The organism is Erwinia piriflorinigrans CFBP 5888 (genome assembly GCF_001050515.1).
In the GTDB taxonomy this organism is placed as follows: Bacteria; Pseudomonadota; Gammaproteobacteria; order Enterobacterales; family Enterobacteriaceae; genus Erwinia; species Erwinia piriflorinigrans.
The window spans coordinates 292,861-309,693 of the sequence record NZ_CAHS01000013.1; the positions used below are offsets into that span (position 1 = coordinate 292,861).

At 52.7% G+C, this 16,833-nt stretch carries 15 protein-coding genes; 2 read left to right on the forward strand and 13 right to left on the reverse strand.

All coding sequences use genetic code 11. The features are described 5' to 3' along the window. Window positions 1–91: 91 nt before the first annotated feature. The 4 genes from nadD to leuS are packed head-to-tail and all read right to left on the reverse strand — an operon-like array spanning window position 92 to window position 4,989. Window positions 92–772: a nicotinate-nucleotide adenylyltransferase gene (nadD, locus tag EPIR_RS05820; protein ID WP_023654390.1), complete on the reverse strand. Its 681-nt coding sequence runs from the start codon at window positions 770–772 to the stop codon at window positions 92–94. Beyond that, entirely contained in the window at window positions 765–1,796 is a 1,032-nt protein-coding gene (gene holA / locus EPIR_RS05825; RefSeq protein WP_023654391.1) for a DNA polymerase III subunit delta, read from the reverse strand. Before holA ends, nadD begins: the two co-directional genes overlap by 8 nt. Next, window positions 1,793–2,392 (reverse strand): LPS assembly lipoprotein LptE, encoded by a 600-nt coding sequence (gene lptE / locus EPIR_RS05830; RefSeq protein WP_023654392.1) that lies wholly within the window; start codon window positions 2,390–2,392, stop codon window positions 1,793–1,795. Before lptE ends, holA begins: the two co-directional genes overlap by 4 nt. Window positions 2,393–2,406: 14 nt before the next feature. Beyond that, window positions 2,407–4,989, reverse strand: a complete 2,583-nt coding sequence (gene leuS / locus EPIR_RS05835; protein WP_023654393.1) for a leucine--tRNA ligase — start codon at window positions 4,987–4,989, stop codon at window positions 2,407–2,409. A gap of 217 nt (window positions 4,990–5,206) precedes the next feature. Here leuS and EPIR_RS05840 point away from each other — a divergent pair, with 217 nt between their 5' ends. Continuing rightward, window positions 5,207–5,689 carry a zinc ribbon-containing protein gene (locus EPIR_RS05840; RefSeq protein WP_023654394.1) on the forward strand — a complete coding sequence of 161 codons (483 nt, stop codon included), beginning with the start codon at window positions 5,207–5,209 and terminating at the stop codon, window positions 5,687–5,689. A gap of 106 nt (window positions 5,690–5,795) precedes the next feature. Here EPIR_RS05840 and EPIR_RS05845 read toward each other — a convergent pair whose 3' ends face one another. The 9 genes from EPIR_RS05845 to miaB form a co-directional block, all read right to left on the reverse strand. Next, window positions 5,796–6,521, reverse strand: a complete 726-nt coding sequence (locus EPIR_RS05845) for an amino acid ABC transporter ATP-binding protein (RefSeq protein WP_023654396.1) — start codon at window positions 6,519–6,521, stop codon at window positions 5,796–5,798. Window position 6,522: 1 nt separating this feature from the next. Continuing rightward, entirely contained in the window at window positions 6,523–7,200 is a 678-nt protein-coding gene (gene gltK / locus EPIR_RS05850) for a glutamate/aspartate ABC transporter permease GltK (protein WP_023654397.1), read from the reverse strand. Further along, entirely contained in the window at window positions 7,200–7,937 is a 738-nt protein-coding gene (locus EPIR_RS05855; RefSeq protein WP_023654398.1) for an amino acid ABC transporter permease, read from the reverse strand. The genes gltK and EPIR_RS05855 overlap by 1 nt, the downstream gene beginning before the upstream one ends. A gap of 324 nt (window positions 7,938–8,261) precedes the next feature. Further along, window positions 8,262–9,191 carry an amino acid ABC transporter substrate-binding protein gene (locus tag EPIR_RS05860; RefSeq protein ID WP_023654399.1) on the reverse strand — a complete coding sequence of 310 codons (930 nt, stop codon included), beginning with the start codon at window positions 9,189–9,191 and terminating at the stop codon, window positions 8,262–8,264. A gap of 450 nt (window positions 9,192–9,641) precedes the next feature. Then, a complete protein-coding gene (gene lnt / locus EPIR_RS05865; protein WP_023654400.1) occupies window positions 9,642–11,180 on the reverse strand; it encodes an apolipoprotein N-acyltransferase in 1,539 nt (512 codons plus the stop codon). A gap of 8 nt (window positions 11,181–11,188) precedes the next feature. After that, window positions 11,189–12,067: a CNNM family magnesium/cobalt transport protein CorC gene (corC, locus tag EPIR_RS05870; RefSeq protein WP_023654401.1), complete on the reverse strand. Its 879-nt coding sequence runs from the start codon at window positions 12,065–12,067 to the stop codon at window positions 11,189–11,191. A gap of 147 nt (window positions 12,068–12,214) precedes the next feature. Continuing rightward, window positions 12,215–12,682, reverse strand: a complete 468-nt coding sequence (ybeY, locus tag EPIR_RS05875; RefSeq protein WP_023654403.1) for an rRNA maturation RNase YbeY — start codon at window positions 12,680–12,682, stop codon at window positions 12,215–12,217. Beyond that, window positions 12,679–13,728 (reverse strand): PhoH family protein, encoded by a 1,050-nt coding sequence (locus tag EPIR_RS05880; RefSeq protein WP_023654404.1) that lies wholly within the window; start codon window positions 13,726–13,728, stop codon window positions 12,679–12,681. Before EPIR_RS05880 ends, ybeY begins: the two co-directional genes overlap by 4 nt. A 259-nt stretch (window positions 13,729–13,987) precedes the next feature. After that, window positions 13,988–15,415, reverse strand: coding sequence for a tRNA (N6-isopentenyl adenosine(37)-C2)-methylthiotransferase MiaB (gene miaB / locus EPIR_RS05885; protein WP_048696999.1), 1,428 nt, complete (start codon window positions 15,413–15,415; stop codon window positions 13,988–13,990). 190 nt (window positions 15,416–15,605) lie between these two features. Between miaB and ubiF the strand changes: the two genes are divergently transcribed. Next, window positions 15,606–16,784 (forward strand): 3-demethoxyubiquinol 3-hydroxylase, encoded by a 1,179-nt coding sequence (ubiF, locus tag EPIR_RS05890; RefSeq protein ID WP_023654406.1) that lies wholly within the window; start codon window positions 15,606–15,608, stop codon window positions 16,782–16,784. Window positions 16,785–16,833 lie beyond the last annotated feature (49 nt).

A 16,833-nucleotide genomic window follows, 5' to 3' on the forward strand; every position in this document is an offset into this window, starting at 1 on the left:
AAGTCTGCGGGTTTATCTCATATTCGCGACGCGAGCTGAAATGATAACCGTAACATTGTGTGTTTAAAGGGCTGAAGATGCCCCAGAAAAATCAGCGGCGCAGTATATCATGCCGTGCAGGGTTGCGATATAAACCCTCGCGATCGATATAAGCGCTAACCGCAGGCGGCAGCAGGTCGGCATCGGATCCCCCGCGATGACGCAGCGCACGGATCTCCGTGGCGGAAATGGCCACCAGTGGGGTTGCCGCGAGAAACACTTTACCAGCGGGAATATGTTGCAGTTCTTCAGGGGAATGCGTCTGATGACTGTTCAGCCAGCGCTGCAACTCTGCGGTTTCCATCGTGTTGCGATATCCCGGCCTCTGGCAAACCAGCAGATGGCACAGCGACAGAATATCCTGCCAACGATGCCATTTGTGTAAGGTCAACAGCGAGTCCTGACCAATAATAAAAGCGAGCGGTTGCCTGTCTCCACGCTCGGCGCGTATGGCTGCCAGCGTGTCGATAGTGTAAGAGGGCGTTTCACGCTGCATTTCACGCAGGTCGAGATCAAAAAGCGGATTATCGGCAATAGCCAGCCTGACCATTTCAGCCCTTTGAGTCGGCGTCGCTTCCGGCTGTGGGCGGTGGGGTGGGACATTGTTGGGCAGCAGGGTCACTTTTTGCAGACCTGCCACGGCGGCCATCGCTTCTACCGGACGCAAATGACCGTAATGAATGGGATCAAAAGTACCGCCATACAGCGCGTGTAGCGTATTGAGGTCACACATCACAAAAACTCGCCGGAAAAGTGGGGAGACATACTATCAGCGTCAGCGTTTCCAGTTCTGGCCAGACTGACTGGCCATAGTCCTGTTTCAACGTCAGTTCTGTCTGAGTCAGCATCCTTAACGCCTGTGCCAGTTGTAAGGCGCTGAGACGCTGTAGGGCATCGCCAAACAGCGCCCGACGGTTTTGCCAGACCCGGTGCTGATCGAACAGAGTACGCAGCGGGGTATGTGACATCTGACGCTGTAATGTTAACAGCAGCAGCAGATCGCGTTGCAGCGTGCGCAGCAGGATCACCGGCTCACTGTCTTCAGAATGCATTTGGCGCAGAATGTGCAGCGCCCGTTTGCTTTTGCCCGCCAGCAAAGCATCCACCCACTGGAACGGAGTGAAGTGAGCGGCATCGTTGACCGCCTGCTCGACGCGTGGCAGCGTCAATTTGCCATCCGGCCACAGTAGCGAAAGCCGCTCCAGCGCCTGCGACAAAGCCAGTAAATTCCCTTCGTAGCAGTAACACAGCAGTTGATTTGCCGCATCATCCAGGGTCAGGTTCAGCTTTTTAGCCCGGGTGGCAACCCAGCGCGGTAGCTGTGCGTGCTCAGGTGTTTGGCAGGGAACCGCGACCGCATTGGTACTGAATGCTTTGTACCAGGCGCTATTTTCTTGCCCTTTGGTCAGCCGGGATGCACGCAGGATCAGCAGGATATCGCTGTGCAACAGGGTAGAAAGGGTGAGCAGCTGCTCACTCATTGCCGCATTCGGACCATTTTCGGGCAGAATAAGCAATAACGTCTGGCGGCTGGCGAACAGGCTCAATGCCTGACAGGTCGAGAATATGTCCTGCCAGTCGGTTCCGGTTTCCAGCGTCACGCTAAAGTGTTCGGTGAATCCCTGCTGTTGGGCAGCAGTACGAATCGTATCCTGCGCTTCCTGCAACAGTAAAGGCTCATTACCGCTTAATAGATAGCAGGCGCGCAACCCCTCACGAAGTTGCGCGCCGAGTTGCTCAGGGTAAATCCTGATCATCGTGTGTAAGAGCTGTCCGAGATGGTGTTCGCATCTGCGGGCAGGCGATCAACGGCTGACGGTGTATGGTCGAGTGTGTTGACTGCCGGGTTAGCTTCTGCAACGTGAACCGTTAACAGCTGACGCACCAGCTTCTCTACCACCTGGGTGCGCATTTCATTCACGATGATATCCTGCTCGGAGTCTTTAGCCAGAGCAGCCTGAGAATTATCGAAGAATGAACGATACGCGGTGGCGCTGATCGGATAGATACCTTTATTAGGCACCAGTACCTGAGCACGCACAACCATCATCATTGAATATTCCGCCGTTTTACCGTCCTGGAAAATAGAAGCGGTATCACGGCTAACGGTTTCTCCCTGCAGGCGCAGCGAAGGCACGTCCTGACGAATGCCCGGCTTGTCGAGGATCGTGACGTTATTCAGCCTCAGCTGTTCACGCACCGCACGAGTCAGTGGGCCATAAGGGTCTGATGTATCCACAATCAGCGTTTTCATTTCTGGCGGCACCGAAGTTGTGCCGCGCAGATGATAACCACATCCGGCGGTGATCAACACCGCCATGCTAAGTAACAGAGAGACTATCGGATGTCGCACAATTCCTCCTGACATCAACCAACAACCAGGTTAAGCAGCTTGCCCGGTACATAAATCACTTTACGAATGGTGACGCCATCAAGATATTTGGCCACCAGATGCTCCTGCGCAGCACGAGCCTGCACCTGTTCCTGAGTCGCGTCAGCGGCGACGGTAATTTTTCCGCGCACTTTACCATTAACCTGAACCACGACAAGCAGGGAGTCTTCCACCATTGCCGCTGCGTCTGCCTGAGGCCACGGTGCATTGTCGATGTCTCCTGCGCCGCCCAGCGCCTGCCATAGAACAAAACTGGCATGGGGGGTAAACGGGTTAAGCATGCGAACGACGGCCAGTAACGCTTCTTGCATTAACGCACGGTCCTGTTCAGTTTCCTGTGGTGCGCGCGCCAGCTTGTTCATCAGCTCCATGATTGCCGCAATGGCGGTGTTAAAGGTCTGACGGCGACCGATATCATCGGAGACTTTGCTGATGGTTTTATGCAGGTCGCGACGCAGAGTTTTCTGCTCATCGTTCAGTGCATCCGGGTCAATGGCCTCTGTAGCCCCTTTTTCCGTGTGTTCAAAGGCCAGTCTCCACACGCGTTTCAGGAAGCGATTAGCCCCCTCGACGCCAGATTCCTGCCACTCAAGGGTCATTTCTGCCGGAGAGGCGAACATCATAAACAGACGTACGGTATCGGCACCATAGCGCTCAACCATCACCTGCGGATCGATGCCGTTATTTTTCGACTTCGACATTTTGCTCATGCCAGCATAGACCAGTTCGTGGCCGTCATTATCAGTGGCTTTGGTAATACGCCCCTTCTCATCGCGTTCAACGTTAACGTCAGTAGGGGAGACCCAGTTACGCTCGCCGTTGCTACCGGTGAAATAGAACGCATCAGCCAGTACCATGCCCTGGCACAGCAGACGTTTAGCGGGTTCGTCAGAGTTGACCAAGCCTGCATCACGCAGCAGTTTGTGGAAGAAGCGGAAATAGAGCAGGTGCATGATAGCGTGTTCGATGCCACCTACATATTGATCTACCGGCAGCCAATAGTTAGCCGCAGCCGGGTCCAGCATGCCCTTATCATAATTAGGGCAGGTGTAACGCGCGTAATACCAGGACGATTCCATAAAGGTATCGAAGGTATCGGTTTCACGCAGCGCAGGCTGGCCGTTAACGACAGTTTTCGCCCACTCAGCATCGGCTTTGATCGGGCTGGTAATACCGTCCATCACCACATCTTCCGGCAGGATAACCGGCAGCTGATCTTCCGGCGTCGGCATCACCGTGCCATCCTCCAGCGTGACCATAGGGATTGGCGCACCCCAGTAGCGCTGACGTGACACGCCCCAGTCACGCAGGCGATAATTCACCTTACGTTCGCCGACGCCTTTATCTGTCAGCCTAGCCGCAATGGCGTCGAAGCCCGCTTCGTGCGACAAACCGTCAAATTCACCGGAGTTAAACAGCGCGCCTTTTTCGGTCATCGCTGATTCGCTAAGATCCGGCACGCTGCCGTCAGTGGCGAGAATAACCGGTTTGATCGGCAGGTTATATTTGCTGGCAAATTCCCAGTCACGCTGGTCGTGGCCTGGAACGGCCATAACGGCACCGGTGCCATATTCCATCAGCACAAAGTTTGCCACCCAGACCGGCACTTTTTCACCCGTCAGCGGATGTGCTGCAAACAGGCCGGTCGCCATGCCTTTCTTCTCCATCGTTGCCATATCTGCCTCGGCAACTTTGGTATTGCGGCATTCAGCAATGAAGTCTGCCAACGCCGGATTGTTCATCGCTGCCTGCGCGGCCAATGGATGGCCCGCGGCTACCGCCAGATAGGTGACGCCCATGAAGGTGTCTGGACGGGTGGTGTAGACGCTCAGCTTCTCTTCGCTATCGATAACCGTGAACTCAATTTCCACGCCTTCGGAGCGACCAATCCAGTTCCGTTGCATGGTCTTCACCTGCTCCGGCCAGCTTTCCAGCTTGTCGAGATCGTTTAGTAATTCGTCAGCGTAGTCGGTAATTTTAACAAACCACTGTGGGATTTCTTTACGCTCAACTTTGGAATCGCAGCGCCAGCAGCAGCCGTCAATAACCTGCTCGTTAGCCAGTACCGTCATATCATGCGGGCACCAGTTAACTGCTGAGGTCTTCTTATAGACCAGGCCTTTTTCATACAGCTTAGTGAAGAACCACTGCTCCCAGCGGTAATACTCCGGTTGGCAGGTTGCCAGTTCACGGTTCCAGTCATAGCCAAAGCCCAGCAGCTTTAGCTGGTTTTTCATGTAGTCGATATTGGCATAGGTCCAGGGGGCCGGCGCGGTGTTGTTTTTCACCGCAGCGCCCTCTGCAGGCAGACCGAAAGCGTCCCAGCCGATGGGCTGTAGCACGTTTTTACCCAGCATGCGCTGGTAACGTGAAATCACATCGCCAATGGTGTAGTTGCGCACATGGCCCATATGAAGGCGGCCAGAAGGATAGGGCAGCATGGAGAGGCAGTAGTACTTCTCTTTACCTTCTTCCTCGGTCACTTTGAACGTTTGCTTCTCATCCCAGTGCTGCTGGACGTTGGATTCTATCTCTTCCGGGCGATATTGCTCTTGCATGTTAGCCAGTGGTCCTTTGTATAAATTTTTTATGTTCATTCAGATCCACATAGCATAGCCGATCCGTCCCCAGCGCAACAACAGGAAGCAGCCAGCTAAAGGGCATTTCTCTGTAAGCTGGAATCACGCTGGCAATTATGAATGCAAAATCACTGAAAATTTCTCACGGGCGCTAGAATGAGTAGAAACGCTTTCGCTATTCATAAAAGGAGTGTCTATGAACAAGGTCGCTCAGTATTATCGTGAGCTTGTGTCTTCGATGACGGTGCGCCTGGAGCGCGGAGAGCGTGATATAGATGCTCTGGTCGAAAGTGCGCGTCAGCGTATGTATAACCGTGGGGAATTAACCCGCGACGAAATTGATGAGGTGACTCATGCGGTGCGTCGCGATTTGGAAGAGTTCGCCCGTAGCTACGCGGAGCATCAGCAGGAGCTCGGCGAAAGCGTGTTTATGCGGGTTATCCGCCAGAGTCTGTGGAAAGAGTTGGCGGATATTACAGACAGAAGCCAGCTTGAGTGGCGCGAAGTGTTTCAGGATCTGAATCACCACGGGGTGTATCACAGTGGTGAGGTTGTGGGGCTGGGGAATCTGGTCTGCGAACAGTGTCAGTTTACCCGTGCCATTTATACGCCGGAAGTACTGACACGTTGTGCGCAGTGTGGACATGACCAATTTGCGCGCCAGCCGTTTGAACCTTAGCTTTGCGGGTTGCCCAACATCGCGTGCAGCCTGTGCGGAAAATACCTTACGTACAGGCTACCGTTGACATTTTTTCTGCGGCTAACTCACACCGCAGCAGGCAACCTTAATGCAGGATTTTCGCCAGGAAGTCCTTTGCGCGCTCCGACTGCGGATTATTGAAGAACTCATCTTTAGGGGAATCCTCAACGATCTTACCTTCGTCCATAAAGATAACCCGATTAGCCACCTTACGTGCAAAGCCCATTTCGTGAGTGACCACCATCATGGTCATGCCTTCGTTTGCCAGTTCAACCATGACGTCCAGCACTTCGTTGATCATTTCTGGATCAAGAGCGGACGTTGGCTCATCGAACAGCATGGCGATAGGGTCCATACAAAGTGCACGGGCGATGGCCACGCGTTGCTGCTGCCCTCCGGATAGCTGCCCCGGGAACTTATTGGCATGGGCAGCAAGACCAACACGCTCCAGCAATTTTAACCCCTTACTGCGCGCTTCCTGCTTATCACGTTTCAGTACTTTCACCTGCGCCAGCGTTAAATTATCGACGATAGACAAATGAGGGAACAGTTCAAAATGCTGAAACACCATGCCAACTTTAGAACGCAGCTGCGCCAGATTGGTTTTTTTATCATTAACCGCCGTGCCGTTGACTTCGATCACTCCCTGCTGAACCGGCTCCAGTCCGTTAACGGTTTTGATCAGTGTCGATTTGCCGGAACCGGAAGGGCCGCAAACGACGACGACTTCCCCTTTTTTAACTTCGGTTGTGCAGTCGGTCAGCACCTGAAAGTGACCATACCACTTAGAAACGTTTTTCAGGGTAATCATTTTAAACAGTCCTTTTTTTCTTTAAGTAGCTGACCAACAGCGACGCGCTAAGGCTGATAACAAAGTAAACTGCACCGGCAAACAGCACCATTTCAATCTCAGTACCGTTATTGACGCCGATGGTATCAGCGGTACGGAAAAAGTCGGCGAGGCTCAATACATACACCAGTGACGTATCCTGGAACAGCACGATACCCTGCGTCAGTAGCAGCGGAACCATAGCCCGGAACGCCTGTGGCAGGATAATCAGCTGCATAGACTGCCAGCGGGTCATGCCGAGCGCCAGGGCCGCATTACCCTGACCGCGAGCGATACTAAGGATGCCGGCGCGAATAATTTCAGAGTAATAGGCGGCTTCAAACAGAGAGAAGGCAACCATTGCCGAGATAAGGCGGATATCGGTTTTGGGTGAAAGCCCCAGCACCTGTTGCAGGAAGCTTGGGACCACCAGATAGAACCACAGTAGCACCATCACCAGCGGTACGGAGCGAAACAGGTTGACGTAGATCTTGGCAAACCAGCTTATCGGCTTAAATGACGACAGGCGCATAACCGCCAGCATAGTGCCCCAGATAATGCCAAAAACTATCGCTGTAAAAGTAATTTTCAGCGTTATCACCATACCGTTCCATAGCCACGGCAGATTAGGGACAATCGTACTCCAGTCGAATTGGTACATTACTTACCTCCCGTGCCTGGCAGGCGTACTTTACGTTCAACCAGCCCCATAAGCAGCATAATAACCGCGTTGATGGCGATATAAGCCAGGGTAATCGCAGTAAAAGATTCATAGGCATGAGCAGAGTAGTCCAGCAGCTTGCCCGCCTGAGCGGCCATATCGACCAGGCCGATGGTAGAAGCAATGGCCGAGTTTTTCACCAGGTTAAGCATTTCCGAGGTCATAGGCGGTACGATGACCCGATAAGCATTAGGTAGCAGGACGTAACGATAGGTTTGTGGCAGGGTTAACCCCATCGCCAGGCCAGCATTTTTCTGTCCGCTGGGCAGGGACTGGATGGCTGCACGCACCTGTTCGCAAACGCGGGCAGCGGTAAACAGGCCCAGGCAAAGCACCGAACAGGTAAAAAACTGAATATTCGGGTCGATTTCCGATTTAAACCACATGCCAATCTTTTCTGGCAACAGTTCGGGTATGACCAGATACCAGATAAAGAATTGAACGATAAGCGGCACGTTGCGGAACAGCTCAACGTAACAGGCACCAAGAGAAGATAGCAGGCGTCCGGGCACAGTACGTAAAATGCCGAACAATGAGCCAACGCACAAGGCGATGACCCAGGCGCAGACTGAAACGGCGATAGTCACCTGAAAACCTGACCAAAGCCACCCAAGATAGGTTGTATTTCCGAACGGGGCTTCTTGAAGAAATATTCCCCAGTTCCAATCGATAGACATAAAACACTCCGGTAAAAAAAGGGTAGCGAGGGCTACCCTGAAGATTGATGAGCGGCTCCAATACCCTTACGTCTGTCAGGGTAGCTATGCGCACCGGGGAACGACCGGTTTGCATCTTCGCCCGGCCGTATGGCTTGAGCAATATCAGCCGGACGGTGTCTGTCCGAGCCCGAGTTCAACAATCGCAGGGCGAAGTATCACCCTTTAACCCGCGATACTTGACGTGTAAAGGACGCCATCCCCAGCAACCCCTTACTGATAATTCCGGGTTACGGGTATGATAATCCGTGGCCACGCCAGTTATATTGGGCGATTTTTTTGTTATTAATTCATTGCCTTATCGTTAGGTGTTTTGAACAGTGTCTTCATGTCATCTGACATATCGAAGTTCATGGTCATATTTTTCGGTGGAATAGGCTGTTTGAACCATTTATCGAACCATTTTACCGCTTCACCGGAGTTTTGCGCCTGAACGATGGCGTCATCCATCAGCTTTTTAAATTCGCTATCGCCCTTACGCAGCATGCAGCCGTAGGCCTCGTGAGATTGAGGCGTCCCGAGAATTTCCCAGTCAGACGGTTTCTTCGCTTTAGCGCGTTCGCCAGCCAGCAGAGCATCGTCCATCATAAACGCCACCGCGCGACCACTTTCCAGCGTGCGGAAAGAATCACCGTGATCTTTGGCGCTAATGATACGCATGCCCATTTTCTGTTCGTCATTCAGTTTGTTCAGCAGAATTTCAGAGGTGGTGCCAGAGGTGACGACAACCGTTTTCCCTTTCAGGTCTGCGAAGTCTTTAATTGCACCGCCTTTTTTAACCAAAAGACGGGTACCGACGACAAAGATACTGTTTGAGAAGCTTGCCTGCTTCTGGCGCTCCAGATTGTTGGTGGTGGAGCCGCATTCGAAGTCGTAGGTTCCATTTTGTAATAAAGGAATACGGTTTTGTGAGGTAACAGGCAGCATTTTTACCTGTAGGTCGGGTTTGTTCAGCTTTGCCTTAATGGCTGCTACGATCGCGTTGGAATAATCTTGAGAGTAACCCACCACTTTTTGCTGATTATCGTAGTAGGAGAAGGGAACGGACGATTCACGGTGGCCAACCACAATCACGCCAGTTTTAGCAATTTTCTCCAAAGTGGAAGTTTGTTGCTGCCCATCGGTCGCGGCTTGTGTTTTCGCATCCTCCGCATGAGCAATACCGGAGGCAACGCCTGCCAGAGCCAGGCAAAGTCCCAGTTTCCGAAATTTCATATTTAAACTCCTTTCAGTTATGGCGCTAACTAAATCGACGCCGACGAGATATGGTTATTTTGCGTTTGATTATCTGTTTTAAATTCGAACTAAAAGCGCTGTGATCCCCAACCAACATAACTGAATGTTAATGTTATGAAACAAAAAGGTTTCTTTTTTGAGAGCTAAGCCGCACCAATTTTGCGCAGCGTTGCTGGTAATGTTTCGTCACGGTGCGAACGATGCGCTTTAAAGGTGCGATAGTTATTTCTCCGCAGGTTCAGTCCGGACAGCGCCAGTTTTCACGTTATTTTTAGCAAACATCATGCCAATTTTTAAATTTTGTAACAGGAAGAGACATTGAGTTGGCAAGGGGAGGGGAGAGTTATCAGGGGAGGAGAATGTCAGGTTTGCGGAGATAAAGATGCGCTTAATACGGCGTAGAACCGTATTAAGCGCGCTCGGTGAGGATCATGGGGTTCGGCGTGAGTACCTGGCACAGAGCAGGCCAGTGACAGCAAACAACAGCGAAATCACCCAGATGCTCCAGTTGCCGACTCGTGCATAGGGCGTGAGACCAGTAGTTGGAGTGACTTTTGCTGCCAACACACCAGATTCGAATTGTGGAATGATCTGTGTGATATCACCACTCGCATCAACAACCGCCGTCACACCATTGTTGGTGCTGCGCAATAAGGGACGGCCCAATTCCAGTGCGCGCATCTGCGCCATTTGCAGATGTTGCCACGGACCAATTGAGTGACCGAACCATGCGTCATTGGAAATCGTTAGCAGGAAATGGGTATTCGGACGAAAGTTGTCACGAAGCTGTTGGCCCAGCACAATCTCATAGCAGATGGCTGCCGTCAGATTATAGCCTGCAACCTGTAGCTGGGGCTGGACATATGCCCCACGGCTGAATGAAGACATAGGCAGGTCGAAAAAGGGTGCCAGCGGGCGCAGCAGTGATTCTAACGGCACGAACTCGCCAAAAGGCACCAGATGATTTTTTTGATAGCGACTGCCGCTGAAATAGTTGTACGGCTGCGTACCGCCCAACACGATGATCGAGTTGTAATCGTGGTAACGGTTGCTCTCCAGACGGGAATCAACAATGCCGGTCACCAGGCTACTGCCGGACGCACGTAGCTGTTCATCGATGGTTTTCAGGAAGGGTTGCTGATTGGCTTCCAGATCGGGAATAGCCGATTCCGGCCAGATAATAATTGGCGCTTTACCGACATACGGGCGGCTGAGTCTGGTGTAAGTTTTCAGAGTATTGACCAGCTGATTTGGGTCCCATTTCAACGATTGCTCAATGTTACCTTGCACTAAAGCCACCTCGACCGCTCGCTTCGGCAGCGGCTGGAACCAGATGATATTGCGCAGTGGCCACGGCAGTAACAGAAATGCCAGCGCGGCCACGGCGACGGTAAGCCGGCGCTGAAACGCGGCATGTACTGCCAGTCCGGCAATGACCATCAGCAGAAAAGTGATCCCTTCCACCCCGAGCAAAGGTGCCAGCCCTTTTAGCGGGCCGCTGATTTGGCTGTAGCCAAACTGCAACCAGGGGAATCCGGTCAGTATCCAGCCTCGTAAAAACTCCGTGAGTTGCCAGAGTACTGGTGCAGCGAGCGCGAGACGCAGTAACGAAGTCTTCGGGCACAGGCGGTTGAGTAATCCGGCAAACAGCAGGGGGTACAACGACAGGTAAGCCGCCAGCAGTATGACAAGAAAGACGTTAACTGCGCCGGGCATACCGCCAAAGGTGGCGATACTGACATAGACCCAGTTAATCCCACTGCCGAACAGCCCGAAACCCCACGCGAAGCCGATGGCGCATGCCTGACGTGTTTTACGGTTAAGCGTTAGCGCCTGTAGGCCAAACAGCGAGATAAGAGCGGCTGGCCAGAAGTTGTAGGGGGAAAAACTGAGGGTGCCGATGGCACCCGTCATCAACGCGAAAAGCAGGCGAACCCACTGGCGCTGGTAAATAGAGGCGATTGCCATAGCGTTTATTATTCTTCCAGAGTCGGTTGAAGCGAATTTTCCGGTATTCTGACGTGGACCTGTATGATGCGCCGACTGTCTGCCATCGCCACTTTAAACTGGTAGCCATCAATCTCAACGCTTTCACCCCGAGCAGGCAGATGGCCAAAGCCCTGCATCACCAGCCCGCCGATGGTATCCACCTCGTCATCGCTGAATTGTGTGCCGAAAACCTCATTGAAGTCTTCGATTGGCGTGAGGGCGCGAATGGTGTAAGTGTGGCGGCTCAGCTGACGAATATCGCGATCTTCTACATCATCATATTCATCTTCGATTTCCCCGACGATCAGCTCAAGAATATCTTCAATCGTGACCAGCCCGGAGACGCCGCCAAATTCGTCAATCACAATCGCCATATGGTAGCGTTGTGAACGGAACTCTTTGAGCATACGGTCAACACGCTTGCTTTCGGGGACGACCACGGCCGCGCGCAGCACCTTTTCGATACTGAAAGGTTCTGAACCACTGCTCATAAACGGCAGCAGATCTTTCGCCATCAGGATGCCTTCAACATGATCCTTATCTTCACTGATGACCGGGAAACGCGAGTGGGCAGATTCAACAATCACGCCCAAGCACTCTTCCAGCGTCTGGTTACGCTTGAGGGTGACCATCTGGGAGCGGGGGATCATAATGTCACGTACACGCTGGTCGGCAATATCCATCACCCCCTCAAGCATGTCCCTGGTATCCGGGTCTATCAGATCGTTCTGTTCTGAGTCGCGTATCAGCTCCAGCAGGTCGTCGCGGTTTTTTGGCTCACCGTGGAACAGCTGGTTGAGAAGCAGAGTGAAAAATCCCTTTTTACTCGCGGGACTGTCGTTGTTTTGTGAATGGTCATCGCTCATGGCGTTTTTGAGTTTGTCTCTCTTCTAATGGGATCGGCTGCCACGGCAAAAGCCAAGGCAGGCGTAGTGGCTGGTGAACCAGCCGGATATCAGCGTATCCCCGCCATTATGGCAGGGAGCGCGGTTTGAGTCGCCGTAAAAGACAACTCATTCTTTCTCCGAAATGTACGGATCGGGATAACCAAGAGCAAGCATTATCTCGGTCTCCAGTGATTCCATCTCTTCAGCTTCATCATCTTCAATGTGATCATAGCCCAGCAAATGCAGGCTGCCGTGGACAACCATATGCGCCCAGTGAGCTTCCAGCGTTTTTCCCTGCTCAACCGCTTCCTGTTCGACGACCTGACGGCAAATAATCAGATCGCCCAGCAGCGGTAGCTCGATGCCTGGTGGTGCCTCAAAAGGAAAAGACAGAACGTTAGTCGGTTTATCTTTGCCGCGATAAGTGTGGTTCAACTCATGGCTTTCCGCTTCATCCACCAGCCGGATAGTCACTTCGCTTTCCGGCTGAAACTGCGGCAGTACCGCTTCCAGCCAGCGCTGAAAGTCGGTTTCATTTGGCAGACCCTGTTCGCTTTCGCAGGCGAGCTGTAGGTCCAGAATTACTTGGGTCATTTATTCTCCTGTATAGCCAGGGCTTCACGTTTACGTTCTTCCGCCTGTGCTTCACGTTTTTTTTGGTCGGCGGCTTCCCAGGCTTCATAGGCAACAACAATTTTTGCTACCACAGGATGCCGTACCACGTCTTCACTGTGGAAGAAATTAAAGCTCAGATCGGGCACATCGGATAGCACTTCCACCGCATGGCGCAGCCCGGACTTCATATTGCGCGGCAGGTCAATTTGCGTGACGTCACCGGTGATCACCGCTTTGGAGTTAAACCCAATACGCGTCAGGAACATTTTCATCTGCTCGATGGTGGTGTTCTGACTTTCATCAAGGATAACAAACGCATCATTCAGCGTGCGGCCGCGCATATAGGCGAGGGGGGCAACTTCGATGACGTTACGCTCCATCAGCTTTTCAACCCGCTCAAAGCCAAGCATTTCAAACAGCGCGTCGTAAAGCGGGCGCAAATAGGGATCCACTTTCTGGCTGAGATCGCCTGGCAGGAAGCCGAGTTTTTCACCGGCTTCAACTGCCGGACGCGTTAGCAGAATGCGCCGAATTTCCTGGCGTTCCAGTGCGTCAACGGCAGCCGCTACAGCGAGATAAGTTTTACCTGTACCCGCCGGACCGATGCCAAAGGTGATGTCATGGTCAAGTATATTCGCCAGATACTGTGCCTGATTAGGCGTGCGTGGTTTGATCACCCCACGTTTGGTTTTGATATGTATCGCTTTGCCATATTCCGGAACGCTTTCGGCAGTCTGCTCCAGCACACGACTCTCTTTGATCGCAAGGTGAATGTGTTCCGGGTCAATATCCGGAATGTTGCCGCGTACCGGGGCAGTATCAACATAAAGATGGCGCAGAATATCAACGGCAGCATGGACGCACAGCGCACGACCCACCAGTTTAAAGGTGTTATCGCGGCGGTTTATCTCTATGCCCAGACGGCGCTCAAGCTGTTTGATGTTGTCATCAAACGGGCCGCACAGGCTCAACAGCCGCGTGTTGTCTACAGGTTCCAGGGTTATTTCACGCGTTTCAATATTCAAACTAATCCTTTGGGTCACACAGGGCCAGGTTGAGAAAATGAATGTCAGTCCAGGCTTATTGCCGGAGCCATGAGGAAATTAATGCAGGCAGTGCAAAGCTGCAATCGTCTGGATAACTATTTGGGCGCGGCGTTCAGAAAGCAAGTGCCCTGTCATGAAATCATGCGGCGAAAGCTGAACCCTCGCCGCATTTATCCGCATCACTCATCCGAGCGGGTTTATCAGCATGTCACCATTCACCGCCTTCCTGTCATCCACATTATTCAGGGAGCCAGGTGGCAACGCCCAGCTCATCCTCTTTACGGGTGCGTGCAATCACAGATGCCGGAGTCTCTATGGTACGCAGATCCATCTGATGTTCCCCGCGCAGTAAAATACCGCGTAACGAGTTGGCGTAGACATCGGTTATCTCCACATCGACGAATTTACCGATATGTTCCGGCGACCCTTCAAAGTTGACCACGCGGTTACATTCGGTACGACCAGAGAGTTCCATCACATTCTTACGTGAAGTACCTTCAACCAGAATACGTTGGATAGTGCCGAGTTTACGGCGGCTCCATGCCATGACCTGCTGGTTGATGCGGTCTTGCAGGATATACAGACGCTGCTTTTTCTCATCCTCCGAAACGTCGTCCGGCAGATCGGCCGCCGGGGTTCCGGGCCGGGCAGAGTAGATAAAACTGTAGCTGGTATCAAAGTTGATTTCGCCTACCAGTTTCATCGTCTGCTCGAAATCCGCCTGGGACTCACCCGGGAAACCAATAATAAAGTCTGAACTGATTTGGATATTCGGACGCGCCGCCAATAGCTTACGAATAATAGACTTATATTCCAGCGCAGTATGTGCACGTTTCATTAGCGTCAGAATGCGGTCAGCACCACTCTGTACCGGAAGGTGCAGGAAACTGACCAGCTCTGGCGTATCACGATAGACTTCAATGATATCGTCAGTAAATTCAATGGGGTGACTGGTGGTAAAACGAATGCGGTCGATACCGTCAATCGCAGCCACCAGACGCAGCAGCTCGGCAAATGAGCAAATGCCGCCATCAAAGTTTTCTCCGCGATAGGCGTTGACGTTCTGCCCCAGCAGATTGACCTCACGTACGCCTTGTGCTGCCAGCTGGGCAACCTCGAACAGAATGTCGTCTGAAGGCCGACTGACCTCTTCACCACGGGTATAAGGCACTACGCAGAAGGTACAATATTTGTTACAGCCTTCCATAATTGAGACGAAAGCCGTCGGCCCATCAGCGCGGGGTTCTGGCATCCGATCAAACTTTTCAATTTCAGGGAAGCTCACGTCGACCACCGGGCTTCTGGTACCGCGAACGCTATTAATCATTTCCGGCAGGCGATGTAACGTTTGTGGGCCAAAGACGATATCCACGCAGCTGGCTCGTTGGCGGATTTGAGCCCCTTCCTGCGATGCCACACAGCCGCCAACGCCAATGATCACGTCGGGATTTGACTCTTTCAGCTTTTTCCAGCGGCCAAGCAGAGCGAAAACTTTTTCCTGGGCCTTTTCACGAATTGAACAGGTATTGAGCAGCAACACATCGGCGTCTTCTGCCTGTTCAGTCAGTGTGTAACCGTGAGTGCTGTTTAACAGGTCAGCCATTTTGGATGAGTCATACTCATTCATCTGACAGCCCCAGGTTTTGATATGCAGTTTTTTTGTCATTGACTTGCCATTTGTCATGCAGAATGAAGTGCAGGGCGCGTATTGTCGTCTTGCGCAGCCTGTTAAACCGATGCAGCGGGGTTCAGAATATTACTGAAAAATCCGGTACACTTAATAACATTCAGGATAACAGAATTCGGCCGGTGAGGTGTAGCTGCAGGGTGCGTCTGATGCAGCCGGTGAGGGAAAAATGATGGAAATAAAGCAAAAGGTCGATGTGGCGATAGTCGGCGGTGGCATGGTGGGAGCAGCGTTAGCGAGCGGCCTGGCGGAACATGGCTTTCAGGTGGCTGTGTTGGAACAGGAGGAGCCGCCTGAATTTGATTCATCTGCCGACCCTGATGTGCGTATCTCGGCGATCGGTGCAGCTTCAGTTGGCTTACTACGGCAGCTGGAAGTCTGGCCGCAGGTGCTGAATATGCGTTGCGCCGCCTATCGTCAGTTGGAAACCTGGGAGTGGCAAACGGCCCAGGTGAGCTTTGACGCTGAGTCGCTGGGCTTACCTGAACTAGGCTTTATGGTTGAGAACAGCGTCTTACAGCGTGCGCTGTGGCAACGTTTGCAGCAGCAGGACGTAAACCTGCTTTGCCCGACGCGCTTGCTGGATTTACAGCAGGTAAATGGCGGTTGGCAGATGACGCTGGATAATGGCAAGGCGTTGCAGGCGCGGCTGGTCGTTGGGGCTGACGGGGCTAATTCGCAGGTGCGCCAGCTGGCAGGTATTGGTATTCATGGTTGGAACTATGCGCAATCGTGCATGCTAATCAGCGTGCGCTGTGAGCATCCGGCGGGGGATACCACCTGGCAGCAGTTTACGCCGCAGGGGCCACGCGCCTTTCTGCCGCTGTTTGATCGCTGGGCCTCGCTGGTTTGGTATGACACACCAGCGCGTATTCGCCAATTACAGGCGATGAGTATGCCGCAGTTAAAAAAAGAGATTCAGGCGCATTTTCCGGCGCGTATTGGCAAAGTGACGCCGTTGGTTGCGGGATCGTTCCCGCTGGTACGTCGGCACGCGACGCGTTATATCCTGCCGGGGCTGGCCCTGGTGGGCGACGCGGCACACACCATTAATCCATTAGCCGGTCAGGGGGTAAACCTGGGTTATCGTGATGTGGATGCCCTGATTGCGGTGCTGAGCGAGTCACGTTCGCGCGCGGAGGACTGGTCGTCCGCTGCGGTATTGATGCGTTATCAACGTAAGCGTCTTAAAGATAACCTGCTGATGCAAAGCGGAATGGATCTGTTTTATTTCACTTTTAGCAATCAGCTGGCGCCGTTGAAGGTGGTACGTAACCTGGGGCTGATAGTGGCGCAGCATTCGGGAGTGTTGAAACGTCAGGCTTTGCGCTACGCGTTGGGATTGTAAGTTTCCGGCAGGCCCGCGAAATGAACTGCACCTTAATCAATTGGGTGTC

What these genes read in the sequence shown, in the direction of transcription:
- nadD (WP_023654390.1), bottom strand. Translation starts at nt 772, where the DNA reads ATGTGTGACCTCAATACGCTACACGCGCTGTATGGCGGTACTTTTGAT.
- holA (WP_023654391.1), bottom strand. Translation starts at nt 1,796, where the DNA reads ATGATCAGGATTTACCCTGAGCAACTCGGCGCGCAACTTCGTGAGGGG.
- leuS (WP_023654393.1), bottom strand. Translation starts at nt 4,989, where the DNA reads ATGCAAGAGCAATATCGCCCGGAAGAGATAGAATCCAACGTCCAGCAG.
- EPIR_RS05840 (WP_023654394.1), top strand. Translation starts at nt 5,207, where the DNA reads ATGAACAAGGTCGCTCAGTATTATCGTGAGCTTGTGTCTTCGATGACG.
- EPIR_RS05845 (WP_023654396.1), bottom strand. Translation starts at nt 6,521, where the DNA reads ATGATTACCCTGAAAAACGTTTCTAAGTGGTATGGTCACTTTCAGGTG.
- gltK (WP_023654397.1), bottom strand. Translation starts at nt 7,200, where the DNA reads ATGTACCAATTCGACTGGAGTACGATTGTCCCTAATCTGCCGTGGCTA.
- EPIR_RS05855 (WP_023654398.1), bottom strand. Translation starts at nt 7,937, where the DNA reads ATGTCTATCGATTGGAACTGGGGAATATTTCTTCAAGAAGCCCCGTTC.
- EPIR_RS05860 (WP_023654399.1), bottom strand. Translation starts at nt 9,191, where the DNA reads ATGAAATTTCGGAAACTGGGACTTTGCCTGGCTCTGGCAGGCGTTGCC.
- lnt (WP_023654400.1), bottom strand. Translation starts at nt 11,180, where the DNA reads ATGGCAATCGCCTCTATTTACCAGCGCCAGTGGGTTCGCCTGCTTTTC.
- corC (WP_023654401.1), bottom strand. Translation starts at nt 12,067, where the DNA reads ATGAGCGATGACCATTCACAAAACAACGACAGTCCCGCGAGTAAAAAG.
- ybeY (WP_023654403.1), bottom strand. Translation starts at nt 12,682, where the DNA reads ATGACCCAAGTAATTCTGGACCTACAGCTCGCCTGCGAAAGCGAACAG.
- miaB (WP_048696999.1), bottom strand. Translation starts at nt 15,415, where the DNA reads ATGACAAAAAAACTGCATATCAAAACCTGGGGCTGTCAGATGAATGAG.
- ubiF (WP_023654406.1), top strand. Translation starts at nt 15,606, where the DNA reads ATGATGGAAATAAAGCAAAAGGTCGATGTGGCGATAGTCGGCGGTGGC.